Here is a 24,866-nt window from a genome sequence, read left to right on the forward strand (position 1 = left end):
ATCAAAGGCATTTGCAAAAATGTGAAAAAAATTTCCTGGCAAAGACTTGACGAGTCATTCAAAAAGTTTTAAATTTCGCTCCGTCCAAACGGAATGTGGGGCTATAGCTCAGCTGGGAGAGCGCCTGCCTTGCACGCAGGAGGTCAGCAGTTCGATCCTGCTTAGCTCCACCACTTTCCGCCTTTCTTATGTAACATCTCGTTACCGTATCTAATGGTATATAAATTTTTTGGCTTTGTTGTGTGTGAATGCTTTTACACCAATAAAAAACGGGCCTGTTAGCCCGCTTTCATTACGTTATTTACTAACTTACTAATCCCTGATCTGGCCTTCGCCCGTTACCAAGAACTTTTCTGTTGTTAGTGACTCAAGCCCCATAGGGCCATAAGCATGTAGCTTAGTTGTAGCAATGCCTATTTCAGCACCTAACCCAAGTTGTGAGCCGTCAGAAAAGCGCGATGAAGCATTCACCATTACTACTGATGCATCAACACTGCGCTGAAATAGTTCAGCTTTTTGACTATCTTGCGTACAAATTACTTCTGTGTGATGACTACCAAAACGATCGATATGTTCTAAAGCGCCAGCGAAATCATCAACAATACGTACCGCAACTTCTAAGCTTAGATATTCTTCACCAAACTGGTCCTCTGAAATTATATTTGCATTTTCAAAGTATTTAGCAGACTGAGTGTCAGCATTAACCACAACCTGTTTATGTGCAAACGCTTTTTGTAAACGAGGCAAAAATTGCGAAGCAACTGCTTTGTGAACAACAATCCCTTCAAGAGCATTACACACACCTGTACGTTGTGTTTTGCCATTCAATGCAAGCTTAAGTGCAATATCAAGATCTGCGTCCTCATCAACATATAAATGACATACCCCTTTGAAGTGCTGGATCACAGGAATGGTACTGTTCTCAGTAACAAAGTTGATCAAGCCTTCACCGCCACGAGGAATAATTAGGTCGATATATTTCTTTTGCTGCATCAATTCCATCAGTAGTGCTCTGTCTGGATCTGGCACAACCGTTATTAGTGCAGTCGGTAAACCGTGTTGCTCTAACACCTGATGCATCACCTTAGCGATGGCTTGAGAGCTTTGTAGCGCTTCTTTACCGCCGCGAAGAATAACACCATTACCAGACTTAAAGCACAGAGCTCCAGCATCTGCTGTCACATTTGGACGCGCCTCATAAATCATACAAACAACCCCAAGTGGTACACGCATTTTGCTAATTTTTATACCATTTGGGCGTACCCCCATATCTCGAACTAAACCCACTGGGTCGTCGAGCTCAACGATTGTTTTGATCCCCTCAGCCATATCTGCGATACGCTCAGGTGTTAATGTTAAACGGTCAATCATGGCTGGAGGCAACTGATTGTCGCGTGCCAAAGACAAGTCGTGCTCATTTGCTGCTAAAATATCACTGCTTTGAGCTACGAGTGCCGCTGCCATATCTGTCAGAACAGCATTTTTTTGCTGGGTGCTCAGAAGTGCCAATTGCTTTGCTGCACTTGCTGCTTGTTGTGATAATTCTGTAATTAAACTCATGAGTTACGATTTCTCCAAAATTGCAATGTCTTGTTCCGAAATAACAGGGCCTATGCTTTGTTGTAAGTGTCCGTTATCCGACGTTTCTTCCTGCTCAGCTAAAAAGTTCAGCAGACAGCTACTATAGTTGGTCGTAGCCTTAGCGAGTCGCTCACCTTTAGCGGTACGCACAAGTACCGTGTCGCCGACCGAAAATTCACCATTTACGTGCGAAATATTGCTCGCAGCTAGCGGCTCAGCGTGATCTTTCAATTCTTCTGCATAATCATGTTCAACAACTATTTCACCCTGCTCAGAGGCCGTATGTGTCATCCAATGCTGCTGAGCATGCATCGGTTCATCATAAGGCAAGAATACTGTGCCTGGGTTTTCACCTAACAGTAAACGCTCAAATGTTCGCCCTTTAAAACCATTTACAATATAAGTGCTGATACCATGAGACGTTGCCTTTTCAGCGGCTTCTATCTTGGTTTTCATACCACCCGTGCCGACCGTACTTGTCGCACAGCCAGCCATTGCGTATATATCTTCAGATATTTCAGAAACTTGTTGTATCAACATGGCATCTTCATGCAAATTTGGGTTTTTATTGTAAAGACCATCTACATCTGAACACATCAATAGCACATCAGCATCAGCTGCGGCAGCGACCATCGCTGACAAGTTATCGTTGTCACCCACCTTCAAATCATCACTGGTCACAGCATCATTTTCATTGATAATAGGTAATATGCCGTGTTCAAGTAAAGTGAATATAGTTTCACGGATGCTGTTATAGCGCTCTAAATCTCGTAAATCACCATGTGTTAATAAAATTTGTGCAGACGGGAAATCAAAAAATCGGTCCCATGTTGCCATCATTTCTGTTTGACCCGCTGCGGCCATCGCTTTTTTGAGCACCACTGATGAATTTTTAGCATCTTCTGGAAACAGATGTGACCCTGCAGCGACGGAGCCCGAAGATACAAGCACGACCTCCTTCCCCATTGAGCGACAACGGACGATAAATTGTGCAATGGTCAATAAATAACGCGCACGACAACCATCTTGGTCAGGTGCAATAAGTGCGCTACCTATTTTGATCACGATACGCCGAGAGTTTGAAATGTTCATATTGTTTCCTGTCGTTGCCTTACTTAAATAAAATTCACGCAGCACCAACGTAAATTGGACGTGCGCGAGTAAAAACAACCAGAGTTGAACAATACAAATATACAATACAGCTTACGCGTTTACACTCATGTGCCCAACACTGGCTGTCGCTTTACTAAAAAATGGATTGTGACATTGTATTTTTTCTACAATGTCGAGCCGTTTTCAGCAGGTACATCATGGTTTGATGAGGCTGAAAAGACCTATACCGCAATGAATAATTGCGCAAAGAATAGTTTAATTGTTGAACCGTACTAAGCTCTTTTCATATTCACATATGCCAATGACCAGTACTAAAAGCTAGCTTGTTATAATTGCTACAACAAAGCCAAAAAGAATTTCGGTGTACATCTACCGAACGCTTTATAGCTTAACCCATTTATCAGACATTTTTCAACTTTACGGGGAAATAATCGCTTATACCGACCATAAATATGGAAAATAGCACTTTATGGGGACAAAACTAGCACAATACTTTGCCGCAATATAAAACAATGTAATGATCCATTTCTGTTGATAGAGACTATGGTTAACTAAGAGAGCACGGCTTATATCTGAATTCGATTTCGTAGCCGTAATATAACTGTGGTATAACCCGCTTAGTTTATTTTTAACTATGTTAACCAATAGGTTAACTGGAGACATTATGTCAGCTATTTATATCGCTGGAATCGCCATTTTTTCTGTGCTTGCTCAGTGGCTTGCTTGGGTGCTAAAAGTGCCTGCTATCTTGTTTTTATTATTAATTGGTTTGTTACTCGGGCCACTAACTGGTCAGTTGAGTCCTGATGACCTTTTGGGTGACTTACTGTTTCCTGTCGTGTCACTATCGGTGGCCATTATTTTATTTGAAGGCGCGCTCACTTTACATTTTCGGGAGCTTAAAGGGATTGGTAAGATTGTTCGAAACCTTTGCTCTATAGGCATGTTTGCAACTTTCGTTATCATTGCACTGTGCGGTTATTTTATTTTGGACTTAGACTGGCGTGTCGCAGCCGTATTAGGCGCTGTGCTGGTTGTAACAGGCCCAACTGTAATAGCCCCTATGCTTAATGCCATGAGGCCAAATCAAGACATCGATAGAGTGCTACGTTGGGAGGGTATCGTCATCGACCCCATTGGCGCCTTGTTTGCCGTACTCGTATTTGAAGCGGTGAGTTTTGTAGGTCAAGGAGAGGTCCTAAGCCACACCCTGATTGCTTTGTTTTCAACACTGGGGGTTGGAATAAGTGTAGGTGTTGTAGCTGGCTGGATCACCAGTTCATTGATACGCCGAGAGTGGCTCCCGTATGAATTGCATAAGTTTGGAATATTAGCTTTGGTGCTATTTAGCTTTACCTTTTCAAATCATCTTGCCCATGAATCTGGGCTGCTAGCGGTAACGATTTTTGGTATTTGGTTGGCTAATCAAGACGACTTAGAAATCGACTCCGTCTTAGAGTTCAAAGAAGACTTATCGATGATATTGATCTCTAGCCTGTTTATTTTACTCGCTGCCAGATTGCAACTAAGTGATTTAATGTTGCTGGGGGTAGAAACCTTTATTTTTCTTGCTGTAGTTTTATTTATCGCGCGCCCTATTTGTATTGCGATATCAACTTACAACACCGATTTACCACTTAAATCTCGTGTTTTACTTTCATGGATCGCGCCAAGAGGGATTGTTGCTGCGGCTGTGGGCTCTGTATTCGCGCTGAGCATGATAGATTCGCAAATTCCCGATGCCAATAAATTAGTACCGCTGATCTTCACCGTTATCATTGTCACAGTAGTACTACAGAGCTTAACGGCAACACCGCTGGCTAAACTATTAGGTGTGCGCCAACCAAGCCCCAACACCTTATTGATTATAGGTGCGAACCACGTTGCTAGAGCAATAGCAAAAGGTTTGAAAGAGCAAAATATTGATGTGTACTTATCAGACCCTGCATGGGAAAACTGTAAAATGGCCAGAATGGATGGGCTCCCCTGCTATTACGGCAATCCTCAATCTGAGCACGCTGAGCGTTATTTGCCGCTCACTTCACTCAAATCAGTTTTGGCCTTATCACCAAATAGGCATCACAATGCGCTAGGTGTCCAATATTTCTCCCACTTATTGAATGAGCAAAATGTATTTTCATTACGCTCATCAACCAACCATGCAAAAGCAAACAAAGACAGTGCCACCTTTTTATCCAGACAAATCTTGTTTGGAGAGCAAGGCTACTACGCAAGACTAAGCAGCCTAATAGCGAAGGGCGGTAAAGTTAGCGCAACACGCTTGTCTGAGGAGTTTAGCTGGCAGCAGTACCTTGAGATCAACAAAGAAGCTATCCCACTGTTTATTATTTCAGACACCAATAATAGTGATGAGTCGCAAATCAGACCGTTTGTGATTGAGATGAAAAAACCGCCAGAACAAGGTGAGCGTATTGTTGCGTTGCAGCCACCTAAGATGTCTGTACTTAAAGAGCCCAGTCTCAATAAAGAGCAAAGCAGTAGCACTTTGGGAGAAAAGCTCGGGAACTAATAAAAACGTGTCATCACCTGTGCTAGTAAAGATTGGTGATGACTGTTTTACATGGGTAACCTTGCACGACGCACAACACTTTCTGGCATTTTTTCAGCCAAGCGTGCGAGTGCATTTTGTATTTTCTGGTGTAGCTCCTTGTCTGCGACTGCAGAATGAAATAGCCAACGATAAGCATCTTCGTAATCTCTTGGACTACCGTGCCCACTATTAAATAGATTAACCAAGCGCAGCTGTGCAGCGAGATTCCCTTGTGATGCAGCCTCTCGTAAATAAATGACAGCCATCGCTTTATCAGCCTGTACCAACTGACCTACATCGTAATAACGCCCTAACTGCTCCAATGCCGATGATAAGCCTTGCTCTGCAGCTTTGCGCATAAAATATAACCCAAGCTCAACATTTCTATCGACACATACTGCATAAGCTAGCATATCGCCATATAGAAATTGATATGAAGGCAGCTGCATTGTCTCGGCTCGCGCCTCAATGTCTTGAACAAGCTGGCAATCATCAGCCTTAACTCTCTGTAAGTGCTGGTTTTTCTTTATTAGCTCTATTAACTCTGCTTCAGTATACAAAGGTACAGCGGTAAGTGGTTCCTGCGCCACTGCCGTCACGCTCATTAATAAAGCAATACAACACAACTTCTTGATCATAAGTTACCTGATTTTTTTGACTCGCATTAAAATTATACAAAGTCCGTACCAGTTCTTCGTATATTGGCACATTAACAATCACCAAAATAACATGCTCGCAGCTAACCACAACGGAACTCATTTATTATAGGCACAAAAAAAGCTGCACTATGCAGCTTTTTTCAACTTAACTATAAATTATGCGCCGAATGGGTTGCGAACAATCATAGTCTCAACGCGATCTGGACCTGTCGAAATAATATCAATAGGAACACCAGTAATTTCTTCTAAACGCTTGATGTAGTTAACCGCAGCTTGAGGAAGTTGCTCAATGGTAGTTGCGCCAAACGTATTTTCGCTCCAACCAGGCATCTCTTCATAAACAGGTGTTACTTTCTCGTAACCCTCTGCAGCAAGCGGAGTAACGTTAGTTACTGTACCGTCTTCTAACTGATAGCCCGTACAGATCTTAATAGTCTCTATACCATCAAGTACATCTAGCTTTGTTAAACAGAAACCTGAGATACTGTTTATTTGTACTGCACGGCGCATTGCCACCGCATCAAACCAGCCTGTACGACGTAAACGACCAGTCGTCGCGCCAAATTCATGGCCTTTTTCACCTAAGTGCTTACCTACTGGATCTTGTTTTTCCTGGCCATCGTATAACTCAGTAGGGAAAGGACCTGAACCAACACGCGTGGTGTAAGCTTTAACAATACCAAGTACATAATCAAGGTTTAGCGGACCGAAACCCGCACCTGTTGCTACACCACCAGCCGTGGTGTTAGATGATGTTACATACGGATAAGTACCGTGGTCGATATCTAGAAGTGTACCTTGTGCACCTTCAAATAAGATATTTTTACCAGCGATACGAGTCTGATCTAACAACTCAGTTACATCAACAACCATAGATTTCAAGATCTCTGCAACAGCCATTGCATCATCAAATGTCTTCTGGAAATCTACCGCTTCAACTTTGTAGTAGTTAACTAGTGTGAAGTTGTGATACTCAAGTACTTCTTTAAGCTTGGCAGCAAACTGCTCAGGGTTAAACAAGTCACCTATGCGAAGGCCACGACGTGCAACCTTATCTTCGTAAGCAGGACCAATACCACGACCCGTTGTACCAATTGCCTTCTCGCCACGCGCTAATTCACGAGCCTGATCCAGTGCAACATGGTAAGGCAAGATTAATGGACACGCCTCGCTGATCAGTAAACGCTCACGAACTGGTACACCACGTTCTTCTAGCATACCAATCTCTTTCATTAGCGCATCTGGTGCCACTACCACACCATTACCAATCACACATTTTACGTTATCACGCAAAACACCAGATGGAATTAAATGTAATACGGTTTTCTCACCATCGATCACCAAAGTATGGCCTGCATTATGACCACCTTGATAACGCACAACTAGAGAAGCTTTATCTGTTAGTAAGTCTACAACCTTACCCTTACCTTCGTCACCCCATTGGGTGCCTAATACAACGACGTTTTTACCCATTGCAAAATCACTTAGAAAAAATTAGGCGCAGATTTTACCAGAAAAGCATGGTGGAGATCACCCCGTTTTGAGTGTTTTTTCCGCATTCGCGAAAATAGTATTGAAAACAACTGAATTAAAACAAAAAAAGCCCTGTTCAATATCAGGGCTTTTTTTAAGTTCAGTCGCTGCAATTAGTAATTATTTACCTTTTGCGCCTTTCATGTAATCAAAGAATTCACTGTCTGGTGATAGTACCATGACATCACCTTTGTTTTGGAAAGTACGTTTGTAAGCTTCTAACGAACGAACAAAACTGTAAAATTCAGGATCTTTGTTATACACATCAGCGTATACCTTAGCCGCTGTTGCATCACCTTCACCTCGTACAGCTCGGGCATTACGCTCCGCATCAGCCAACATAACAGTCACTCTTCTATCAACTTCAGCGCGAATGGTTTCAGCCTTCTCCTGACCTTCTGAACGGTGCTCTTTAGCCACAGCTGTACGCTCAGCACGCATACGTTGGTAGATAGAACTACTAACTTCATTTGGCAGGTTGATCTGCTTCACACGCACGTCCAGTACCTCAATACCTAACTCTTTAGCACTTTCAGAGGCCTGAACCAACGCTTCTTCCATCAACTCACTACGTTCCCCTGATACAATTTCTCGTATAGTACGCGAACCGAAGTTAGTTCTCAGGCCGTTGTTTACTTTTTGCTTCAGTAGCGTCTCTGCATATTGCTTATCACCTCGAGCGCGCAGATAAAACGAACTGAAGTCATTAACACGCCACTTTACGAATGAATCTACAATCAAGTCTTTCTTTTCACTCGTTACAAAGCGGTCAGGTGCACCATCTAAAGTCTGTATACGCGCATCAAGTTTGCGCACTTGGCTAAAAAACGGAACTTTAAAGTGCAAACCAGGTGCGTACACTACCGCGTTATCTTCACTGTCCTTTTGTACTTTACTGAACAGTAAAACAATCGCGCGCTGACCTTCTGTGACCACAAATACCGATGAAAAAGACATCAATACCGCAGCGAGTAAAATCACAATACTAAAATTCTTCATTGCGTTTATCTCCCGTTATTGAATCTGTCTTGTGAAAAACGATCATTACCACCACCCACAGTGCTATTGCGAGATTGGCCTAATGTTTTTCTAAGTTCATTGATATCGTTCTTACTAGGTAAGGTAATCTGGCTACCAGCCCCTGTTTGTCCCATAATTTTATCCAGCGGTAAATACATCATGTTATTACCACCTTTGACATCCACCAATACTTTCATGCTGTTAGTCAACACTTCTTCCATTGCATCTATGTATAAACGCTGTCTAGTGACTTCTTTCGCCGCCTGATATTCAGGTAGTAGTTTTTCGAAACGTTCTACTTCACCTCGAGCTTCTAAGGTAACACGCTCGCGATACGCTTCTGCTTCTTGCGTCATTCGCGTAACTTGACCACGTGCTCTTGGCTCAATTTCACGAGCATACGCTTCTGCTTCACGAATAAAGCGTTCTTCATCTTCTTGCGCAGCAATAGCATCATCAAATGCATCTTTTACTTCCGCAGGTGGACGAGAGTCTTTAAAGTTCACATCGGTAACCAAAATACCTAGGTTATATGGCTCGATAATTTTATTAAGTTCATCCCAAGTTCTTTGGCGCACCAGCTCACGACCTGTCGTGAGTACCTGGTCCATTCTTGAGTGACCCACAACATAGCGTAAAGCGCTGTCTAGAGACTGCTGTAAGCTGTGATCTGCATCGGTCACACTAAATTTATAGAGCCTTGGGTCCATCACTCGATATTGAACTTCAAACTCAACACTCACCACATTTTCATCTTCAGTTAGCATAAAGCCTGATGCCGACAATGAGCGAACCGCTTCAATATCAATTGGGATCACTTGTTCAATAAAAGTCATTTTCCAACGCAAGCCTGGCTCTGCAATACGGTCAAACTGACCAAACTGCAATACAATACCGCGCTCAGCTTCTTTTACGGTATAAATACCGCTGAGTGCCCAAACGGTAGCAGCGATCACTAAAATGAAAATCATGCCAGCACCACCGATGCCACCACTCCCTCCACCGCCGGACTTGCCACCGAATAAACCACCAAACTTGTTGCTGAATTTACGGAATACTTCGTCTAGATCAGGTGGGCCTTGATCCCGTCCTCCGCGGTTTTTCCACGGATCGTTATCATTGCCATTATTACCCGGTTCATTCCAGGCCATAGCTATACTCCATTGTTATTAAAGTCAATTAGGGTAAATCTACCAAATATGCGACGATTCTCATACCCAAAAGCGAACAAAACTACACTTTTTATGTAAAAATTATGTTTCAATAAATTTTTCAATGTCCATACCCTGTTCTTTTTTAAGACGTTCCCAATCAACTTCAGGCAAACGTACCTTGATCAACCAGTAGCCTCGCTCGTCATAATTTTCCTGCTGCACCGCATTTAAATTAAATAACGCGCCTCGTAAACGACCAAAAGCTGGCGGAATGCAAAGGGTATGATTAAAGATTTTCTTTGCAAGCAACTCTGATATCGCTTGCAGTAGTAACTCAGTTCCAACGCCAGAGTGGGCTGATAGCCAAACTCGAATAGGCTGCCCTTCGTCATTACGATCGATTCTTGGGCGCACCTCTTCAAGTAAGTCAATCTTGTTATAAACCAACAATTGTGGAATGTCATCCGCTTCGATTTCTTTTAAAACAGACTGAACCTCTTCAATATTTTCTTTTCGACGACTATCGGCAACATCAATCACATGAATTTGTAAATCAGCTTCGCGTGTTTCTGTTAAGGTTGCTTTAAATGCCGCTACTAAATCATGTGGCAAATGACGGATAAAACCAACAGTATCTGCCAGAATAACAGGCCCAATATCTTCTATTTGAAGTTTTCTTAGCGTTGGGTCTAACGTTGCAAATAGTTGGTCAGCAGCATAAACATCTGAATTAGTTATAAGATTAAATAGCGTAGATTTACCAGCATTGGTATAGCCAACCAAGGACACTGTTGGTACCTCATTACGACTACGTGCTCGACGCCCTTGCTCACGAACCGTGGCTACTTTATCCAAGCGCTTACGGATACTCTTGATACGCTCTCGTAATAAACGTCTATCTGTCTCAAGCTGAGTCTCACCTGGCCCCCGTAAACCGATACCACCTTTTTGTCTTTCAAGGTGAGTCCAGCCACGGATCAATCGAGTAGAAATATGCCTAAGTTGAGCTAATTCAACCTGTAACTTACCTTCGTGCGTACGTGCTCGCTGCGCGAAAATATCAAGTATCAGGGTGGTTCTATCTAAAACCCGACACTGACAAACACGCTCTAAGTTTCTTTCTTGAGAAGGACTAAGTTGATGGTTGAATATAACGACATCTGCATTGTGGATTTTGACAATCTCAGCAATCTCTTCTGCTTTACCCGTACCGACGAATAGTTTGGCATGTGGTGCTTGACGACTGCCTTGCACAATCGCCAAACTACTAACACCTGCAGAAGAAACCAACATTTCCAGCTCGCGCAGATCTTCACGATCGCCTTCATTGGGAAAGTCGATATGAACCAAGACTGCCTGTTCGCCGGCTTCGTAACGGTCAAACAAGCATTATGCTCCTACTAAAAATTAATAATTACCATCATCAGTTTGGTCGCCACCTTCGCTGCCCTGGGCACTTTGGAAGTTTACCGCTCGAGCTGGCACAACCGTGGAGATAGCATGTTTATAAACCATTTGGTTTACCGTGTTTTCTAATAAAATCACGAACTGGTCAAATGATTGAATCTTACCTTGTAATTTAATGCCGTTGACTAAAAAAATTGAAACAGGAATGCGCTCACGACGTAAGACATTCAAAAACGGGTCTTGTAACGATTGGCCTTTTGCCATTTTCTTTTCCTTCGTTCTAGGTGTTATTATTAGTTTCGCCGTCGATTAAATCTTCAGTAGCTTGATTTAACAGCTACTATTAGCTTAGCGAAGTTAATACACGTTGCAAGTTTTGTTGCTCATCGGTCTCTAACCAAGTCACATCCGGCCAACCTCTTAACCAAGTAAGTTGCCGCTTTGCTAATTGTCTGGTTGCTGCAATACCTTTGAAAACCATTTGGTCGTAATCACAGTCTCCAGCTAAATGCTCCCACATCTGTCGATAACCGACACAACGTATCGAGGGAAGATCAGGGTGTAAGTCTCCTCGACGATATAAGGCCAAAACTTCATTTTTAAACCCCTGTTCCAACATAATTTGGAATCTTTTTTCAATACGTTGGTGAAGCACCTTTCGATCTGTCGGAGCAATCGCAAACTGATGAAACTGATAAGGCAAAGGTGACTGTTTTTGTTTTTGCAATTCCGTCATGTTTTTGCCCGTAATACGGAACACTTCCAACGCTCGGTTGATGCGTTGAGAGTCGTTTTCACTTATTTTTAAAGCTGCTTCTGGGTCAATTTTAGTGAGCTGATTATGCAGTTCAGGCCATCCCAATTCTTTTGCTTCAACTTCCAATTGTGCGCGTATGCCTGAATCAGCTTCTGGCAGCGGTGATAGCCCTTCTATCAACCCCTTAAAATACATCATAGTGCCACCCACAAGGATAGGAACTTTGCCCTTCTGATGCAAAGCATCTATGTGATGGCAAGCATCGCGGCGAAAATCAGCAACCGAGTAGCTTTCAAGAGGGTCTATAATGTCAATTAAATGATGCGGTGCCAAAGCGAGTTCATCTTCATCTGGCTTTGCAGTGCCTATATCCATGCCCTTATATACTAAGGCAGAGTCAACACTTACCACTTCAGTGTCTAAATGCTGACATAACTCAATCGCCAGGGCCGTTTTTCCTGCGGCTGTAGGCCCCATCAGGGTTATAACAGGTAACTTATTCACTCTTAAACTCTTGTGGTAATAACGCTAAAAACATCTTTTGATCTATTTTAACTGCTTTTTCCTGAATGCGCGCCAAACATTTTTGATTTTTTTCAATATATTGCTGAACTTTAACAAATTGCTCAGACGAGAAATAGCGACTAGGGGTATGCACAACTAACCAAGTTAACCAGCCCTCTACACTATCCAACCTCTTCTCGCAGGCTTTTATAACTTCAGAAATAAATGTGCCCACATCAATGCTGTACAGGCACACAGGAAGCTTTTTAACCATGATATACCGATCAAACAATTGCACATCAAAGCCTAGTAAGGTCAACCAAGACTCATATTCTGCCAACGTTGCAATTTCCTGTTTTTCAAGATTTACTCTCACTGGCAATAACAACGCCTTACTCGACAAGCTTGCGTCTTGTTCCAATAGTTCCGACCAGTAACTATGAAGTGCATATTTAAAATGCGATACCAGCAATTTATTTTGCTGACCAATTAAAACAACACCATCTTCTAAAGCAAGCAAGGAAACATATCTTGCCAAATTTTCTGGCGACTCTATTAAGCTGGGCTGAGCATCAAACTCGCTCGCTTGTTGATGAGTCAAGCCTTGATAAAGCTGATTTACATTATAGTGTCGAGAGCTGGGCTCTGAACGCCCCATACCTTTATTTTGACTAGCGCCTCCTCCCCCTGCAGAAGAATTAACACTTGAGGTACGACGCTCATAATCTGTATTTGTTGCTCGGCTGACACCAGAGTCAAACTGAGGTTGTAAAGTACTTCGATAGGCCTGATGGTCTACATCAGACACTTGCAAATCCATAGCTGTGGCTGCCAACTCGCTGATTTGTGGCGTTACAGCTTGCTTTATAGCCTGAACAATAAAGTCATGAACCAAACGAGCTTGATGAAAACGTACTTCATGCTTTGCTGGGTGTACATTCACATCCACCTGTCGTGGGTCGATTTCTAAATACACCACAAAACCTGGAACTTCTTGCTCCCCGACCACTTCTTCAAATGCTTGACGAATGGCATGTAAAATCAGCTTGTCCCGCATCATACGGCCATTCACATAAGTGTATTGAGCGCTGTTATTAGCCCCCACAGGTAACACCCAGGCATGAAGCATCAATCCGTCAGACCCCGACTCGATATATGTTGCTTGCTGCTCAAAGTCTTTTCCTACCACCTGTGCTACGCGCTTTACACCTTCGTCCTTGCTCCGAGCACGATATTGACGTACCACTTTTTGATTGTGTGTCAAAGTAATAGCAACGTCAAAACGGCTTAAAGCAATACGCTTAACAAGTTCATCAATATGGCTGAACTCCGTTTTTTCAGTGCGCAGAAATTTGCGCCGCGCCGGGGTGTTAAAGAACAAATCTTTCACTTCAATGGTTGTGCCATCAGGATGAGCTGTCGGCTGAACTTGTACCGCCATATCCCGTCCCTCGGCAAAGGCTTGCCAAGCGGTTTCTTGTTCTGCAGGTTTTGAACTGAGGGTCAAACGAGACACTGAGCTGATAGATGCCAAAGCTTCTCCTCGAAACCCAAGAGATAATATACACTCTAAGTCATCCAAGCTTTTAAGCTTGCTGGTTGCATGGCGAGAGAGCGCCAAAGTCAATTCATCTTTAACGATGCCTTTACCATTGTCGCGAATGCGAATAAGTTTGTGACCGCCTCGTTCAATATCGATATGAATTCTGGTTGCACCAGCATCTATGCTGTTCTCCACCAGCTCTTTGACCACCGAAGCTGGGCGTTCAACTACCTCACCAGCAGCGATTTGGTTAGCGAGCCTCGCTGGTAAAATCTCTATCGTCATATTGAATTAAGCCTTAGGAATTGTCAGTACCTGACCAACATATAAAATGTCTTTTGTCAGCTGGTTAGCTCGCTTTAATGCCGCAACGGACACGCCATAACGACTGGCAAGTAAGCTTAATGACTCACCACTTTTAACCACATGCTGATCCGGCTCTTTTAGGCGTGCGAACAGAGAATCATCCGGAGGATTACGTTTATAGTAACTCTTAATAGATTTAAAAATAGCCCTTGCCAATTTTTCTTGATGGTTACTCGATTTCAACAAACGTTCTTCTTTGGGATTCGAGATGAACCCAGTTTCCACCAAAATAGAAGGAATATCTGGCGATTTCAACACTCCTAAATTAGCTGACTGAGGTTTCTTTTTATGTAATTTAGTAACTTTTTTTAGTTCGCCAACCACTTCATCAGCAACCTGCACCGCGGTTCGCATTGAGTGGTCCATCGACATATCCAACAATGCTTTTGCCAAATACTTTTCGTTTTCTGTATCTTTAATAAGCTCCGCAGCACCACCCAATAGCTGAGAATGTTTCTCTTTATCTTCCAGCCATTTACCTATTTCAGAGTTTGCACGGCGTAATGACAGCACCCATACAGAAGCGCCATTTGGGCCTGGCGTAAAAAATGCGTCCGCATGAATTGAAACAAAGAAATCCGCGCGTTTCTCGCGCGCTTTGACTGAGCGAGTATTTACTTTTAGAAAGTAGTCTCCCGTTCTGGTCAAACGCGCTTTCATGCCTGGTTGTTTATCTATTAAACGAGCCAAACGCCTTGCTATTGGCAAGGTCACGTTTTTTTCATACGTACCGGATGGGCCTATGGAACCTGGGTCTTCACCACCGTGTCCGGCGTCCACAGCAATTATAATATCTCGATCTGAGACTCTTTCACGCTTTTTAGACTGAGGCTTCTCGTTGCTATATAAACTAGTTTGTTGCGCATATAGGTCAACCACCAATCGGTGCTTTTTTGGTGGTGTGGGCGCAAGAGCGAACACCACAGGCTTGGCGCTGCCTGATAAATCAAATACCACGCGAGTGCTTTTTGAGTCTTTTGCTTTACTGTAGCGGATCTTTGTTATGATTCGGTGTTCGTCAGGGATGTGTGGCAGCTCATCAGCTTTGCCAGTATTATCAAAGTCAACAACTAACCGCAGAGGGTTTTTCAGCATAAAATAGCTGTAATCTGGCTTATCTGATAAATCAAATACAACGCGGGTGCTATCTGGCGAAGGCCAAACCCGCACCCCTTGAATGTCATTTTTTGCTTCTACTACAAAACTTAACATCATGACTATGATGCTAAAAAAGCTATTTATCAGAAATCCTATACTACGCATCTTGCCCTAATTGTTCTATGATTTGTTGCCCGCGTTCACTTGTTGCTGACACAGTGATATTTCTGTGCTGCCCATCGTATGCCATCTCCACATTCAAGTCTGGATTAGGTATAAACCCGCGTCCCTTGTCTGGCCACTCCACAATACAAATCGCCTTAGGACTAAAATAGTCTCTAATACCCATGTATTCCAGCTCTTCGGGATCACCTAAACGATATAAATCAAAATGATATATTGAGACATCATTGAGTTCATAGGGTTCAACTAAGGTATAAGTTGGGCTTTTCACTTTACCCTTATGCCCCATTCCTTGCACTATACCGCGTGACAAAGTTGTTTTTCCAGCCCCTAAATCACCGTGTAAAAACAATACTGCACCGTCTTTTATATATTTACACAGGCGTGCGCCCATAGCCACCGTTTGGGCCTCATCGGCCAAATGCTGACTAAAAGTATTACTCATGGTTACCCCAATAAACGTCGAATATGCACAAATAGGTCGCTGGCTAGTAATCCTCGTTCACCCTCTTTTGCGGCGATTTGTGCTGCTAAACCATGAATATACACAGCTAGAGTGCTTGCCGCAAATGGCTCCATGCCTTGCCCTATCAAAGCGCCGATTATACCAGACAAAACATCTCCCATCCCAGCGCTTGCCATAGCCGAGCTTCCTGAACGGTTAATATTTACGCACTTTTTATCTGCGACCAATGAACCTGGTCCTTTTAATACCACTGTTGCGTTGTAGTTTGATACCAACCAAGATGCTAATTCAAAGCGAGAGTGTGGGTCAATGTCTTGGTTTTTTGCCAATAAACGCTTTGCCTCCCCATGGTGTGGCGTCAAAACACAATGGCTATAGCGCTTATCCGATTTTGCCAGTAAGTTTAATGCATCCGCATCGACCACTATGGGGCCCTTAAAAGAAAAACTCTGCTCAAACATGACTTGCGCCCAATCATTCTGACTAAGGCCCGGACCTATCACCACAACATCAGCCTTTTTTATAAGTGCTGCTAATTCATCTGCTTTGTTGATGCCATGTACCATGAGCTCGTATCGCCCTTGAATTACGCTTGTCACATTATCAGGGTGTGTTGCAACACTCACTAACCCAGCACCACTGCGCAACGCTGCCTCGGCAGCTAATCTTACCGCTCCCGCCATACCTTTATTGCCACCGATGACTAATACATGACCACAACTGTTTTTATAGCTATCAACCGCCCTTCGCTCTAGCTGATTAAACAAAGCACTCGAAGCAAGGAAGGTAACACTCGGGTGTACTATCTGGTTAAACGCCTCAGCTACATCTAACGAAGCATAAAGTAACTGACCACATGCCGCTTTTGCAGGTCCTGTTAACATACCCTGTTTTAATGCTATAAAGGTCATCGTTATATCAGCAACAAAAGCGCCCTTAGAGACCACTGACGAGGTTCCATTGACACCACTAGGTATATCAATGCTAACGCGCTTTGCATGAGTATTTTTACAGTCGTTAAATAAAGTGATTAGCTGCGGTGAAAGCTGTCCTTTGAATCCTGTTCCAAATACACCATCAACTATCACGCAAAAATGTGCCAACTCTGGTTGTTCTGCTACAACATTGACCCCACATTGACTAGCCGCTAAATAGGCTTGACGCGCATCGCCTAAAAGTTGCTCGGGGGAACACACAGCATAAATACAAACCTCGCGGCCAGCTTGATGTAACAGCTTAGCAAGTACATAAGCATCTCCTGCATTGTTACCTTTACCCGCAAGCAGCAGCACCCGCTGAGCTGTCACCAATTCGTGATCAAACAATGAAAACAAGGCTTGACCCGCACAGAGCATCAATTGCGATAGGTTCGTGCCAGACATGAGTGCAGCTTCACCTTCATATTGCTTGACCTGTTGGGCGCTATAAGCAACTTGTGGTAAATTAGTAGAGTATTTAGCTTCCAAGATAAACATTCCGTGACGACTGATAGTATTAATTATATTGAACTGGCCGAAAAAATTAAGCAATGGGGCAAAGAACTCGGTTTTGCCGATGTAGGCATCACGGATATAGACTTGTCTGCTCATGAGTCGCAACTGCAGCGCTGGCTCGATCATGGCTACCATGGTGAGATGGAATATATGGCAGCGCACGGTATGAAAAGGGCTCGTCCAAATGAGTTAGTTCCTGGCACGCAACGTGTCATATCCGTAAGAATGCACTATCTACCACCTGACGCCAGCTTCGCTAAAGCTCTGGCCAATAAGGAGACGGCCTATATCAGTCGTTATGCACTTGGACGCGACTACCATAAGGTTATGAGAAACAGGCTCAAACAACTCGGACAAAAAATTTCTGTAGAAGTCGAGCAGTTAGGGTATCGACCTTTCGTTGACTCCGCGCCAATATTAGAGAGGCAACTTGCAGAAAAAGCGGGGTTGGGCTGGCGAGGAAAAAATAGTTTACTGCTCCAAAAGCAAGCCGGTTCATGGTTTTTCCTCGGCGAATTGTTTGTTGATATTCCTTTGCCGATTGATCAAAAAGATGAATTTGAAGGGTGTGGTAAGTGCAATGCTTGTATCACTTTATGCCCAACAGGTGCCATTGTAGAGCCTTATGTTGTTGACGCACGAAAATGTATTTCCTATTTAACGATTGAATTACAAGGAGCGATCCCTGTGCAATATCGCTCACTCATAGGTAATAGAGTTTATGGTTGTGATGATTGTCAACTTGTCTGCCCATGGAACAGATATGGTCAGCTGACCAAAGAGCAAGACTTTATGGCCAGACCTCAATTGAAAGATCGAACGTTACTTGAGTTGTTTTCTTGGAATGAAGAGACCTTTTTAAAGGCAACTGAAGGGAGTCCAATTCGCCGAATTGGTCATCAACGGTGGCTACGTAACCTCGCCGTTGGCTTAGGTAATGCAGACTATGATGAATGTATCATTGACGCCTTAGAAAAACGCCTTGAAGGCGCATCAGATTTGGTTAAGGAGCACATTCTTTGGGCATTAGAGCAGCAAAATAATAAACAACAACAAGCAGAACGCAAGCAAGCTCGTTTGATACGTATTATTGAGAAAGGCATGCCTAGGGACGCTTAGTCAGGGACGCTTAGTCATAAACCAAAAATGACAATACGTCCTCACAGGCTCATATTTGCTTTTAGATAGAATGAGTTACTTTTCATCAACTTTGTTGCTTAAAGCTGCTAAATCAGACTCAATTTCCGCAAATGCTGCTTTGACTTGCAAGACAGCCTCTTGCCTTGCCACTGATTTTTGAATAGCTTCATCAACATGATTATAAATAAACCACTCTTGGTCTTCGTCCAATCCCATAGTCGGAATTCGGTTTTCGAACTGCTCCTGTAAGCTCCTAAACACCGCTTCATTTTGTTTTCGATTATTGTCCAGCAACGAAATCAACCCTTTGAACTTGCTGTTGATCATGGCAATAGCACCATTGAGATTTTGCTGCTGTTCTCGCAATTCATTGCGAGTTTGTATTGCCAAAAGCTGTTGCTCTGTAACACTCACAATAAAGCAAATATGGTCTCGAATGCGGCCATGTTTATCCGCATCTCCCTCAGGCATGTTTAATACTAGTGCACTTATAGAATCATAATTAACCAAAATTCGGCTGGTAAACTCATGCAAACGCCCCTTTGACTTCAGAATTTCGAACAACTCCAATACAATAGGTGAACAAATACCAGAAGAAGCAAAATGCATTGTCTGTTTATCGGTACGGATCTCAATATTACAGCTGAGCCCAAAATTCGCCATACAATTTATCAGCGCTCCCGCCAAGGCTGGTATATTATCAATACTACCTATATGCTCGATATAATTAACAATTTGCCCCATTTCACTACTTGTGGCCATGGCGCTAAAAGCAGTTGATGTTGCGTCTTCAACCTGTTGCTCTAAAATATCCTTCTCAAGCAGCATTTGACCTAACTTAATCAGTTTCGCTGTCAATTCACCTTGTCCAAAAGGCTTCACAATGTAATCTTCGGCACCTACCGCGTACCCTTCCATACGTTCCTCAACAGAACCTCTGGCCGATACAAACATTACAACGATATGACTCGTTTCTGGATTGGATTTGATCGTACGGCAGACCTCATAGCCATTCATATTGGGCATACTGACATCCAGCAAGATCACCTGAGGCTCAAACTCCTCAAGCATATCTAAGCATTCTGGGCCACCGCAAGCAGTGCGCAGTTCAAAATCTAAGTCTTCTAGAATTTCTTCGATGATCTCGAGGTTGAATGGCTCATCATCTACGGCGAGTACACGTTGTAATGCCATACTTAAACTCCTTGTATTATCGTAAACCTATATAGTTATAGCCCTGCTTAGCAAGTTATGCGAATGTAAAATAGATGTCTTACTGTTTATCAACTGGTAACTCTATATGCATCGTCGCACCTGCGTCATCGTTATTTGTGGCGTAAATTCGGCCTTTGTGTAGTAACACAAATTCCTTACAAATCGCCAACCCCAAGCCTGTACCACCAGCCCCGCTATTCGTGGTGCTGCTTTGTACAAACTTAGAGAAAATTTTATCTAACTCATCTTTTGGAATGCCAACTCCCTGATCTCGTACTTCAATTTTCACTAAATCATCCAATGCTTTTACACTAATAAATACACTCGCTTTTTCAGGGCTAAATTTAACCGCATTACCCAATAGATTACGTATAACCTGATTCATCAAATCAGGATCACAGTAGACTAATAGCGCTTGATTAGGTGCGGATAATTTAAAATGAATTTGCTTGGCCATAGCACTGCCAGACACATCGTCAATCCCCGTTTTAACTATGGCACATAGGTCTAGAACACAGGGGTTAAAAGGAAACCTCCCGGCGTCCAGTTTTGATAAATCCAACAGATTATTAAGCAAAAGCAGCAGTCGCTCACCACTGGTTTCTATCCTAGATAAATACTTGGCCAACTTATCAACCGGCACTTGATCAGCTGCGAGCTTATCGATACCAAAGCGAGCAAAGCTCAAAATGGAGTGCATGGGGGTGCGCAACTCGTGCGACATGTTGGCCAAAAATTCAGACTTGCTCAGATTCGCAGCTTCCGCTGTTTCTTTAGCTTTTTGTAACTGCGCGGTACGAGCCTGAACTTCAGCCTCAAGTACTTCTTTCGCTTCTTCCAACACTTGCTGTCTTTTTTTCAAGTGTGCAACATTCTTTAAAATCACCGAAAAGGCCAACTCTCCATGATGGTCAATTTCATGGAAAGTCCCCATCAAAGGAATCTCTTTGTTTTCGTGAGTAAGCATTAGCTCACAATCAAAGCTCCGCTTTCCTCTGAGCTCCTGAATGTGCTGCTTCAAACTCGAGACAGATTCTTCATCGAAAATCTCAAATATAGACCTAGTTCGTATTTGCTCTTGTGAACATTGAAATAGCTCAACACACGCATCATTACCTTCGATAATATTACCATTACGTGTAAACAGCATAATTGAGTCAGGTGTGTGTTTATAAATCACACGCAGTAAACTGTCTCGCTCAATTAGAGCATCTACCGTATCTTGCAGTCGCTCAACTAGCTCTTGGTTGTGGCGCTTTAACACCTCTGTTTGCCAAAGTTTATGTAAAGCTTTTAGTAAATCACCGTCATCAAACGGGCTAATGAGTACATCCTCAACGCCTTCTCGAATAGCCTCAAGCATATCTATCTGATCGGCTTTTTCTGTATACAGCAAACAACGTGTGCCAGCACTGATTGACTTGAGCTGAGCAAACAGTTCCAAAGCACTTTTATCATGCGGTTCAAAAGCGGCAATGAGCAAATCAATACTCTGCTTCTGTGCATGCGCTAACCCTGCGAAACTCGACTCCGCCGTAAAGACCTGCAGTTGTGCCCCGGATAAGCTTGACGCTAAATCAGCTAAACGAGGTGTTGAATGATCAACCAAGAGTACCGTTGGTAAAACTAAGCGGTTATCTGCGCCAATTTCAAATACCCTTTCGAGCAAATTGGTTATTTCTTTATTAGAAAAAAATGGATATACCACAATACCATTGGGCAGAGCTTTATTAAATTTACTGAAACTCGCCAGTTGCTGCACATTATCAGGCTTAGGAGCCAGTAAAATTAGTTTATCGTGATTACGCAGTTGAGCGAGTTTGTTCAGAACAGAGTCTGGAATACCGTTGGCGATCGCCACAGCATTATATTTGGTTAGATCATCTAATTGTTCAAGCATTCTATAGTGAATATGCTCAACCTCCCCCCCTAACAGCTCAAACAACACTTTAATACGCATTGCCAACACGCTGTTACTATCGATGATCAAAACCTTATTCGTCATATTGTCACATTGATTTTTCCTTAATGTGTTTCTAGTGTAGACGAATTTTTGAGCGCTTGAATATTAAAGACCAAAGGTTAGTACAAGTGCTTCCCCATTATCGTAAGGTTGTAATACTCTTCATCCATTAGGGCTACTGCTGGCAGCTCTCCCCAACAGCTATAACCATGCTTTTTAAATAAATTAATGCTCGGGGTGTTATGGCTAAAGATAAACCCTAGCAACGTTGTTACACCAATATTAGGCGCATGTTCTTGTGCAAATACCATAAGAGTGTGTCCAAGCCCTTTCCCTCTAGCTCGAGTGGCAATATAAATACTAATTTCGCAAGTTTGATCGTAAGCTGGGCGACCATAGAAAGACTTAAAGCTTAACCATGCTAGTATTTCCCCCTCAGACTCATATACAAATAAAGGGCGGCGTGGATGATGACCGTCAAACCACGACAAACGTTGTTCAACGCTAGTTGGCTCGGTATCTGCAGTTACCATTCGACCGGCGATGGTTTCATTATAAATGTCAACGATATGCTGTAAATCACCGCGCTGTGCTACTCTTATTGTCATTTCAGAAAAACTTGATCAAATCTTAAAAGGTTGGCGTATCATAGAAGATATTCATCACAGAGGGAAAGCCAGTGTTCAGAAAATTATTGTTTCGCACCCTAGTATTGGGTGCCCTCATTACCAATACGCAATCATTCGCCAGTGAATGTGACGACTTCACTAACGTTGAATTTAGAAAACTGCGTTCAGAGCAAACGATTAACCTCTGCCAGTTTAAAAACAAGCCTTTATTAATCGTCAATACCGCCAGCAACTGTGGATTCACAGATCAATTTGCAGGTCTAGAGGAACTACATAAGACCTATCAAGACAAAGGCCTAGTGGTACTTGGTTTCCCATCGGATGACTTCTTTCAAGAGGAGGATGATGAAAAAGACACCGCTAAGGTCTGTTTTATAAATTACGGCGTGACTTTCAATATGTTTGCCACATCAGCTGTACGAGGAAGCGACGCCAACCCTGTTTTCAAGTACCTGAACGAACAGACTAGTTCTCCTAACTGGAATTTTTACAAGTACTTGGTGTCTGCTGATAGAAAACAAGTCACTCGCTTTAACAGTCGTACTAAACCTTTGTCAAAAGAGTTGACCAACGCGATTGAGAATGCGCTGTAGTAGAAATCGTGAGTTTTTGATGTTCTTGTATTAGAATAAAGTTTGAGCAAAAAATAATCATAAGCAAATTATGGAGAGCGTATGACAGTTGCAAGTGCAAGACACATTTTAGTTGAGAGTGAGGCTGAGTGTTTAGATTTGAAGGCCCGTATCGCAGCCGGTGAGGACTTTGCCGAGTTGGCAAAGCAGTACTCTAGCTGTCCGTCTGGGCAAGATGGTGGAGCACTAGGAGAGTTTGGCCCTGGGATGATGGTACCAGAGTTTGATAAGGTCGTTTTTTCGGCACCAATTAATGAAGTACAAGGTCCTGTGCAAACACAGTTTGGCTTTCATTTGCTTGAAGTTACCAGCCGCTCCGAGTAAGTTATTAACTAGATTTGTGAGGCCGCTCTATGCGGCTTTTTTTATACCTTGTTAGATAAGGAAATACTATGCAATTGTACGGTTCTGATACCTCTCCTTATGCCCGCCGTATTCGGATGTTCTGTGCACTTCACAACTTAAACGTTGATTACCAACATTTAGATATTTTCAGCGAAGCAGGCAAAGCTGTGTTAGTAGCCAATAACCCAGCAAGAAAAATCCCCTTTCTTGTGGATGGTGAACACACAGTTTGTGATTCTGGCGCGGTACACCGCTACCTTACAGAGAAATTTAACTTAGCTAAAATGACCTATTGGCAAGAGAATCAGTTAGTCAATATTAATGCGTGTAATGACTCCTTGGTCGAGCTTCTGCTGTGTTCACGCTCAGGCTTTGATATTCAAAGCGATGTTTTATTTTTTAATTTGCAACGAGAGCGTATTACGGCAGTATTAACCGATTTAAATGAACAATGTGTTAAAACTGATTTTTTAGACTGCGACTATTTGAAGATCAGTTTATACTGCTTGCTGGATTGGATCATATTTAGATCTTTAGCCGAGCTGGCACCCTACAACGCACTGCTGAACTTCTATGAAGTTCACAAAAGTTTACCGGGAACTACACATTCTGATCCAAGAATATGATGATCAAATCAAAGAGGTAAAGAATCATGAACGACATTGAAATAGAGTCAGAATTAGTCACGTTTGTTGAGCAAGTGCGCAAAAATGATCAAATTTGGGCACTGGGCGCTGAAGATGGTGGCGTTGTAGTGTGTGAATCAAATCAATTTGAAGAAACTGATGTACTCCTTATATGGGACAGTGAGCAAAAAGCGCAAGCACAGTGCAAAGATGAATGGCAAGATTACTCACCCGTTGCCATTGCTCTGGATGAGTTTTTGGACGAATGGGTTGAAGATCTGAATGAAGATCAAGCCTTGTTTGGTTTGAACTGGAACGATGACAATGTTTGCGTAGAGATAGAGCCGGTAGGACTAGCCCGCGCGCTCGTTGACTAACGCGATCAGTGTTCCTTCTATGGCGCGCACATATGCCTGTGCGCCTTCGCCTTTAACGCTAGGCGGCATTAACGGCTCTGCGCCAGCAATTACCGCTCTGTCATAACTTTCACTTACATTGTTACAACATAGAGTTAATTCAAAACCTAACGCAGGTTGTTTGGGTTGAGACCGAATGTAGCTTTGCTTAAACTGCGCCTGTGCCAAAGGATGAGATGCAAATCCCAAAATAACCTCACCACTGTCTATCTCACCATAATCACCGGACTCTGTTAAAGCTTGGGTACTCAAGCCAAAAGCTTGATAATAAAAATCTAAGACTTCTTCTACATTGTCTACATATATAATCGTTTTTGCATAGCGCATGGTTACACCACCAGTAATACCATTAGCCTTGTTCAAGACAGGCTTTGTTTTACTTAAGCATAAAATTAAAACAGAGCAAAATACAACCAAAGACTTCTATAACTTGAAGTTAAGTAAATGGAAATTATGTAGGCATAAAAAAACG

The 24,866-nt window shown here is 42.8% G+C and carries 23 protein-coding genes and 1 tRNA gene; 7 read left to right on the plus strand and 17 right to left on the minus strand.

Translation table 11 applies throughout. From position 1 onward, the window contains the following. Window positions 1–97 precede the first annotated feature (97 nt). A tRNA-Ala gene (locus tag BIW53_RS01155) sits at window positions 98–173 on the plus strand. A 139-nt stretch (window positions 174–312) separates the two neighbouring features. Here the strand turns inward: BIW53_RS01155 and BIW53_RS01160 are convergent. Then, on the minus strand, window positions 313–1,560 hold the full coding sequence (locus BIW53_RS01160) for a glutamate-5-semialdehyde dehydrogenase (protein ID WP_070989833.1): 1,248 nt from the start codon (window positions 1,558–1,560) through the stop codon (window positions 313–315). 3 nt (window positions 1,561–1,563) lie between these two features. Further along, complete coding sequence (proB, locus tag BIW53_RS01165) at window positions 1,564–2,673, minus strand: glutamate 5-kinase (protein WP_070989835.1); 1,110 nt, start codon at window positions 2,671–2,673, stop codon at window positions 1,564–1,566. 685 nt (window positions 2,674–3,358) lie between these two features. On the opposite strand from proB, the gene BIW53_RS01170 reads away from it, so the two are divergent. Then, a complete protein-coding gene (locus tag BIW53_RS01170) occupies window positions 3,359–5,224 on the plus strand; it encodes a cation:proton antiporter (protein ID WP_070989837.1) in 1,866 nt (621 codons plus the stop codon). A 47-nt stretch (window positions 5,225–5,271) separates the two neighbouring features. On the opposite strand, the gene BIW53_RS01175 is transcribed toward BIW53_RS01170, so the two are convergent. The 11 genes from BIW53_RS01175 to BIW53_RS01225 all read right to left on the minus strand — a co-directional run bounded on the left by BIW53_RS01175 (window position 5,272) and on the right by BIW53_RS01225 (window position 17,410). Further along, complete coding sequence (locus BIW53_RS01175) at window positions 5,272–5,883, minus strand: tetratricopeptide repeat protein (RefSeq protein WP_070989838.1); 612 nt, start codon at window positions 5,881–5,883, stop codon at window positions 5,272–5,274. A 177-nt stretch (window positions 5,884–6,060) separates the two neighbouring features. Next, window positions 6,061–7,377 (minus strand): adenylosuccinate synthase, encoded by a 1,317-nt coding sequence (locus BIW53_RS01180; RefSeq protein ID WP_070989840.1) that lies wholly within the window; start codon window positions 7,375–7,377, stop codon window positions 6,061–6,063. A 180-nt stretch (window positions 7,378–7,557) separates the two neighbouring features. Beyond that, the gene (hflC, locus tag BIW53_RS01185) at window positions 7,558–8,436 is read right to left on the minus strand and encodes a protease modulator HflC (protein WP_070989841.1); all 879 of its coding nucleotides are present in this window, start codon (window positions 8,434–8,436) and stop codon (window positions 7,558–7,560) included. Window positions 8,437–8,441: 5 nt separating this feature from the next. Beyond that, window positions 8,442–9,608: an FtsH protease activity modulator HflK gene (hflK, locus tag BIW53_RS01190; RefSeq protein ID WP_070989842.1), complete on the minus strand. Its 1,167-nt coding sequence runs from the start codon at window positions 9,606–9,608 to the stop codon at window positions 8,442–8,444. A 102-nt stretch (window positions 9,609–9,710) separates the two neighbouring features. Further along, entirely contained in the window at window positions 9,711–10,997 is a 1,287-nt protein-coding gene (gene hflX, locus BIW53_RS01195; RefSeq protein ID WP_070989843.1) for a ribosome rescue GTPase HflX, read from the minus strand. A 21-nt stretch (window positions 10,998–11,018) separates the two neighbouring features. After that, a complete protein-coding gene (gene hfq / locus BIW53_RS01200; protein ID WP_070989844.1) occupies window positions 11,019–11,282 on the minus strand; it encodes an RNA chaperone Hfq in 264 nt (87 codons plus the stop codon). A 79-nt stretch (window positions 11,283–11,361) separates the two neighbouring features. After that, complete coding sequence (gene miaA / locus BIW53_RS01205; protein WP_084228024.1) at window positions 11,362–12,279, minus strand: tRNA (adenosine(37)-N6)-dimethylallyltransferase MiaA; 918 nt, start codon at window positions 12,277–12,279, stop codon at window positions 11,362–11,364. Then, the gene (mutL, locus tag BIW53_RS01210) at window positions 12,272–14,107 is read right to left on the minus strand and encodes a DNA mismatch repair endonuclease MutL (protein WP_070989846.1); all 1,836 of its coding nucleotides are present in this window, start codon (window positions 14,105–14,107) and stop codon (window positions 12,272–12,274) included. The genes miaA and mutL overlap by 8 nt, the downstream gene beginning before the upstream one ends. 6 nt (window positions 14,108–14,113) lie before the next feature. After that, window positions 14,114–15,403, minus strand: coding sequence for an N-acetylmuramoyl-L-alanine amidase (locus BIW53_RS01215; RefSeq protein WP_245699324.1), 1,290 nt, complete (start codon window positions 15,401–15,403; stop codon window positions 14,114–14,116). Between the two features lie 40 nt (window positions 15,404–15,443). After that, complete coding sequence (gene tsaE, locus BIW53_RS01220) at window positions 15,444–15,914, minus strand: tRNA (adenosine(37)-N6)-threonylcarbamoyltransferase complex ATPase subunit type 1 TsaE (RefSeq protein WP_070989850.1); 471 nt, start codon at window positions 15,912–15,914, stop codon at window positions 15,444–15,446. A 2-nt stretch (window positions 15,915–15,916) separates the two neighbouring features. Further along, a complete protein-coding gene (locus BIW53_RS01225) occupies window positions 15,917–17,410 on the minus strand; it encodes a bifunctional ADP-dependent NAD(P)H-hydrate dehydratase/NAD(P)H-hydrate epimerase (RefSeq protein WP_070989851.1) in 1,494 nt (497 codons plus the stop codon). Window positions 17,411–17,413: 3 nt separating this feature from the next. Here BIW53_RS01225 and queG point away from each other — a divergent pair, with 3 nt between their 5' ends. After that, window positions 17,414–18,547, plus strand: a complete 1,134-nt coding sequence (gene queG / locus BIW53_RS01230; protein ID WP_070989853.1) for a tRNA epoxyqueuosine(34) reductase QueG — start codon at window positions 17,414–17,416, stop codon at window positions 18,545–18,547. A gap of 75 nt (window positions 18,548–18,622) precedes the next feature. On the opposite strand, the gene BIW53_RS01235 is transcribed toward queG, so the two are convergent. From BIW53_RS01235 to BIW53_RS01245, 3 genes are all read right to left on the minus strand, one after another. After that, window positions 18,623–19,762: a response regulator gene (locus BIW53_RS01235; RefSeq protein WP_070989855.1), complete on the minus strand. Its 1,140-nt coding sequence runs from the start codon at window positions 19,760–19,762 to the stop codon at window positions 18,623–18,625. 79 nt (window positions 19,763–19,841) lie between these two features. Then, window positions 19,842–21,788, minus strand: a complete 1,947-nt coding sequence (locus tag BIW53_RS01240; protein WP_070989857.1) for a hybrid sensor histidine kinase/response regulator — start codon at window positions 21,786–21,788, stop codon at window positions 19,842–19,844. Window positions 21,789–21,865: 77 nt separating this feature from the next. Next, window positions 21,866–22,354 carry a GNAT family N-acetyltransferase gene (locus BIW53_RS01245; protein WP_070989859.1) on the minus strand — a complete coding sequence of 163 codons (489 nt, stop codon included), beginning with the start codon at window positions 22,352–22,354 and terminating at the stop codon, window positions 21,866–21,868. 71 nt (window positions 22,355–22,425) lie between these two features. Here BIW53_RS01245 and BIW53_RS01250 point away from each other — a divergent pair, with 71 nt between their 5' ends. From BIW53_RS01250 to BIW53_RS01265, 4 genes are all read left to right on the plus strand, one after another. Continuing rightward, window positions 22,426–22,968, plus strand: coding sequence for a glutathione peroxidase (locus BIW53_RS01250; RefSeq protein WP_070989861.1), 543 nt, complete (start codon window positions 22,426–22,428; stop codon window positions 22,966–22,968). Window positions 22,969–23,049: 81 nt separating this feature from the next. Then, window positions 23,050–23,331, plus strand: a complete 282-nt coding sequence (locus BIW53_RS01255) for a peptidylprolyl isomerase (protein WP_070989863.1) — start codon at window positions 23,050–23,052, stop codon at window positions 23,329–23,331. A gap of 68 nt (window positions 23,332–23,399) precedes the next feature. Then, entirely contained in the window at window positions 23,400–23,978 is a 579-nt protein-coding gene (locus tag BIW53_RS01260) for a glutathione S-transferase family protein (protein WP_070989868.1), read from the plus strand. A 26-nt stretch (window positions 23,979–24,004) separates the two neighbouring features. After that, window positions 24,005–24,355, plus strand: a complete 351-nt coding sequence (locus tag BIW53_RS01265) for a DUF2750 domain-containing protein (protein WP_070989869.1) — start codon at window positions 24,005–24,007, stop codon at window positions 24,353–24,355. Here BIW53_RS01265 and BIW53_RS01270 read toward each other — a convergent pair. Then, window positions 24,332–24,721, minus strand: coding sequence for a VOC family protein (locus BIW53_RS01270; RefSeq protein WP_070989949.1), 390 nt, complete (start codon window positions 24,719–24,721; stop codon window positions 24,332–24,334). The two genes, BIW53_RS01265 and BIW53_RS01270, sit on opposite strands and share 24 nt — an antisense overlap. Window positions 24,722–24,866 lie beyond the last annotated feature (145 nt).

The sequence above is a fragment of the Pseudoalteromonas byunsanensis genome (assembly GCF_001854475.1).
Classification (GTDB): Bacteria; Pseudomonadota; Gammaproteobacteria; order Enterobacterales; family Alteromonadaceae; genus Pseudoalteromonas; species Pseudoalteromonas byunsanensis.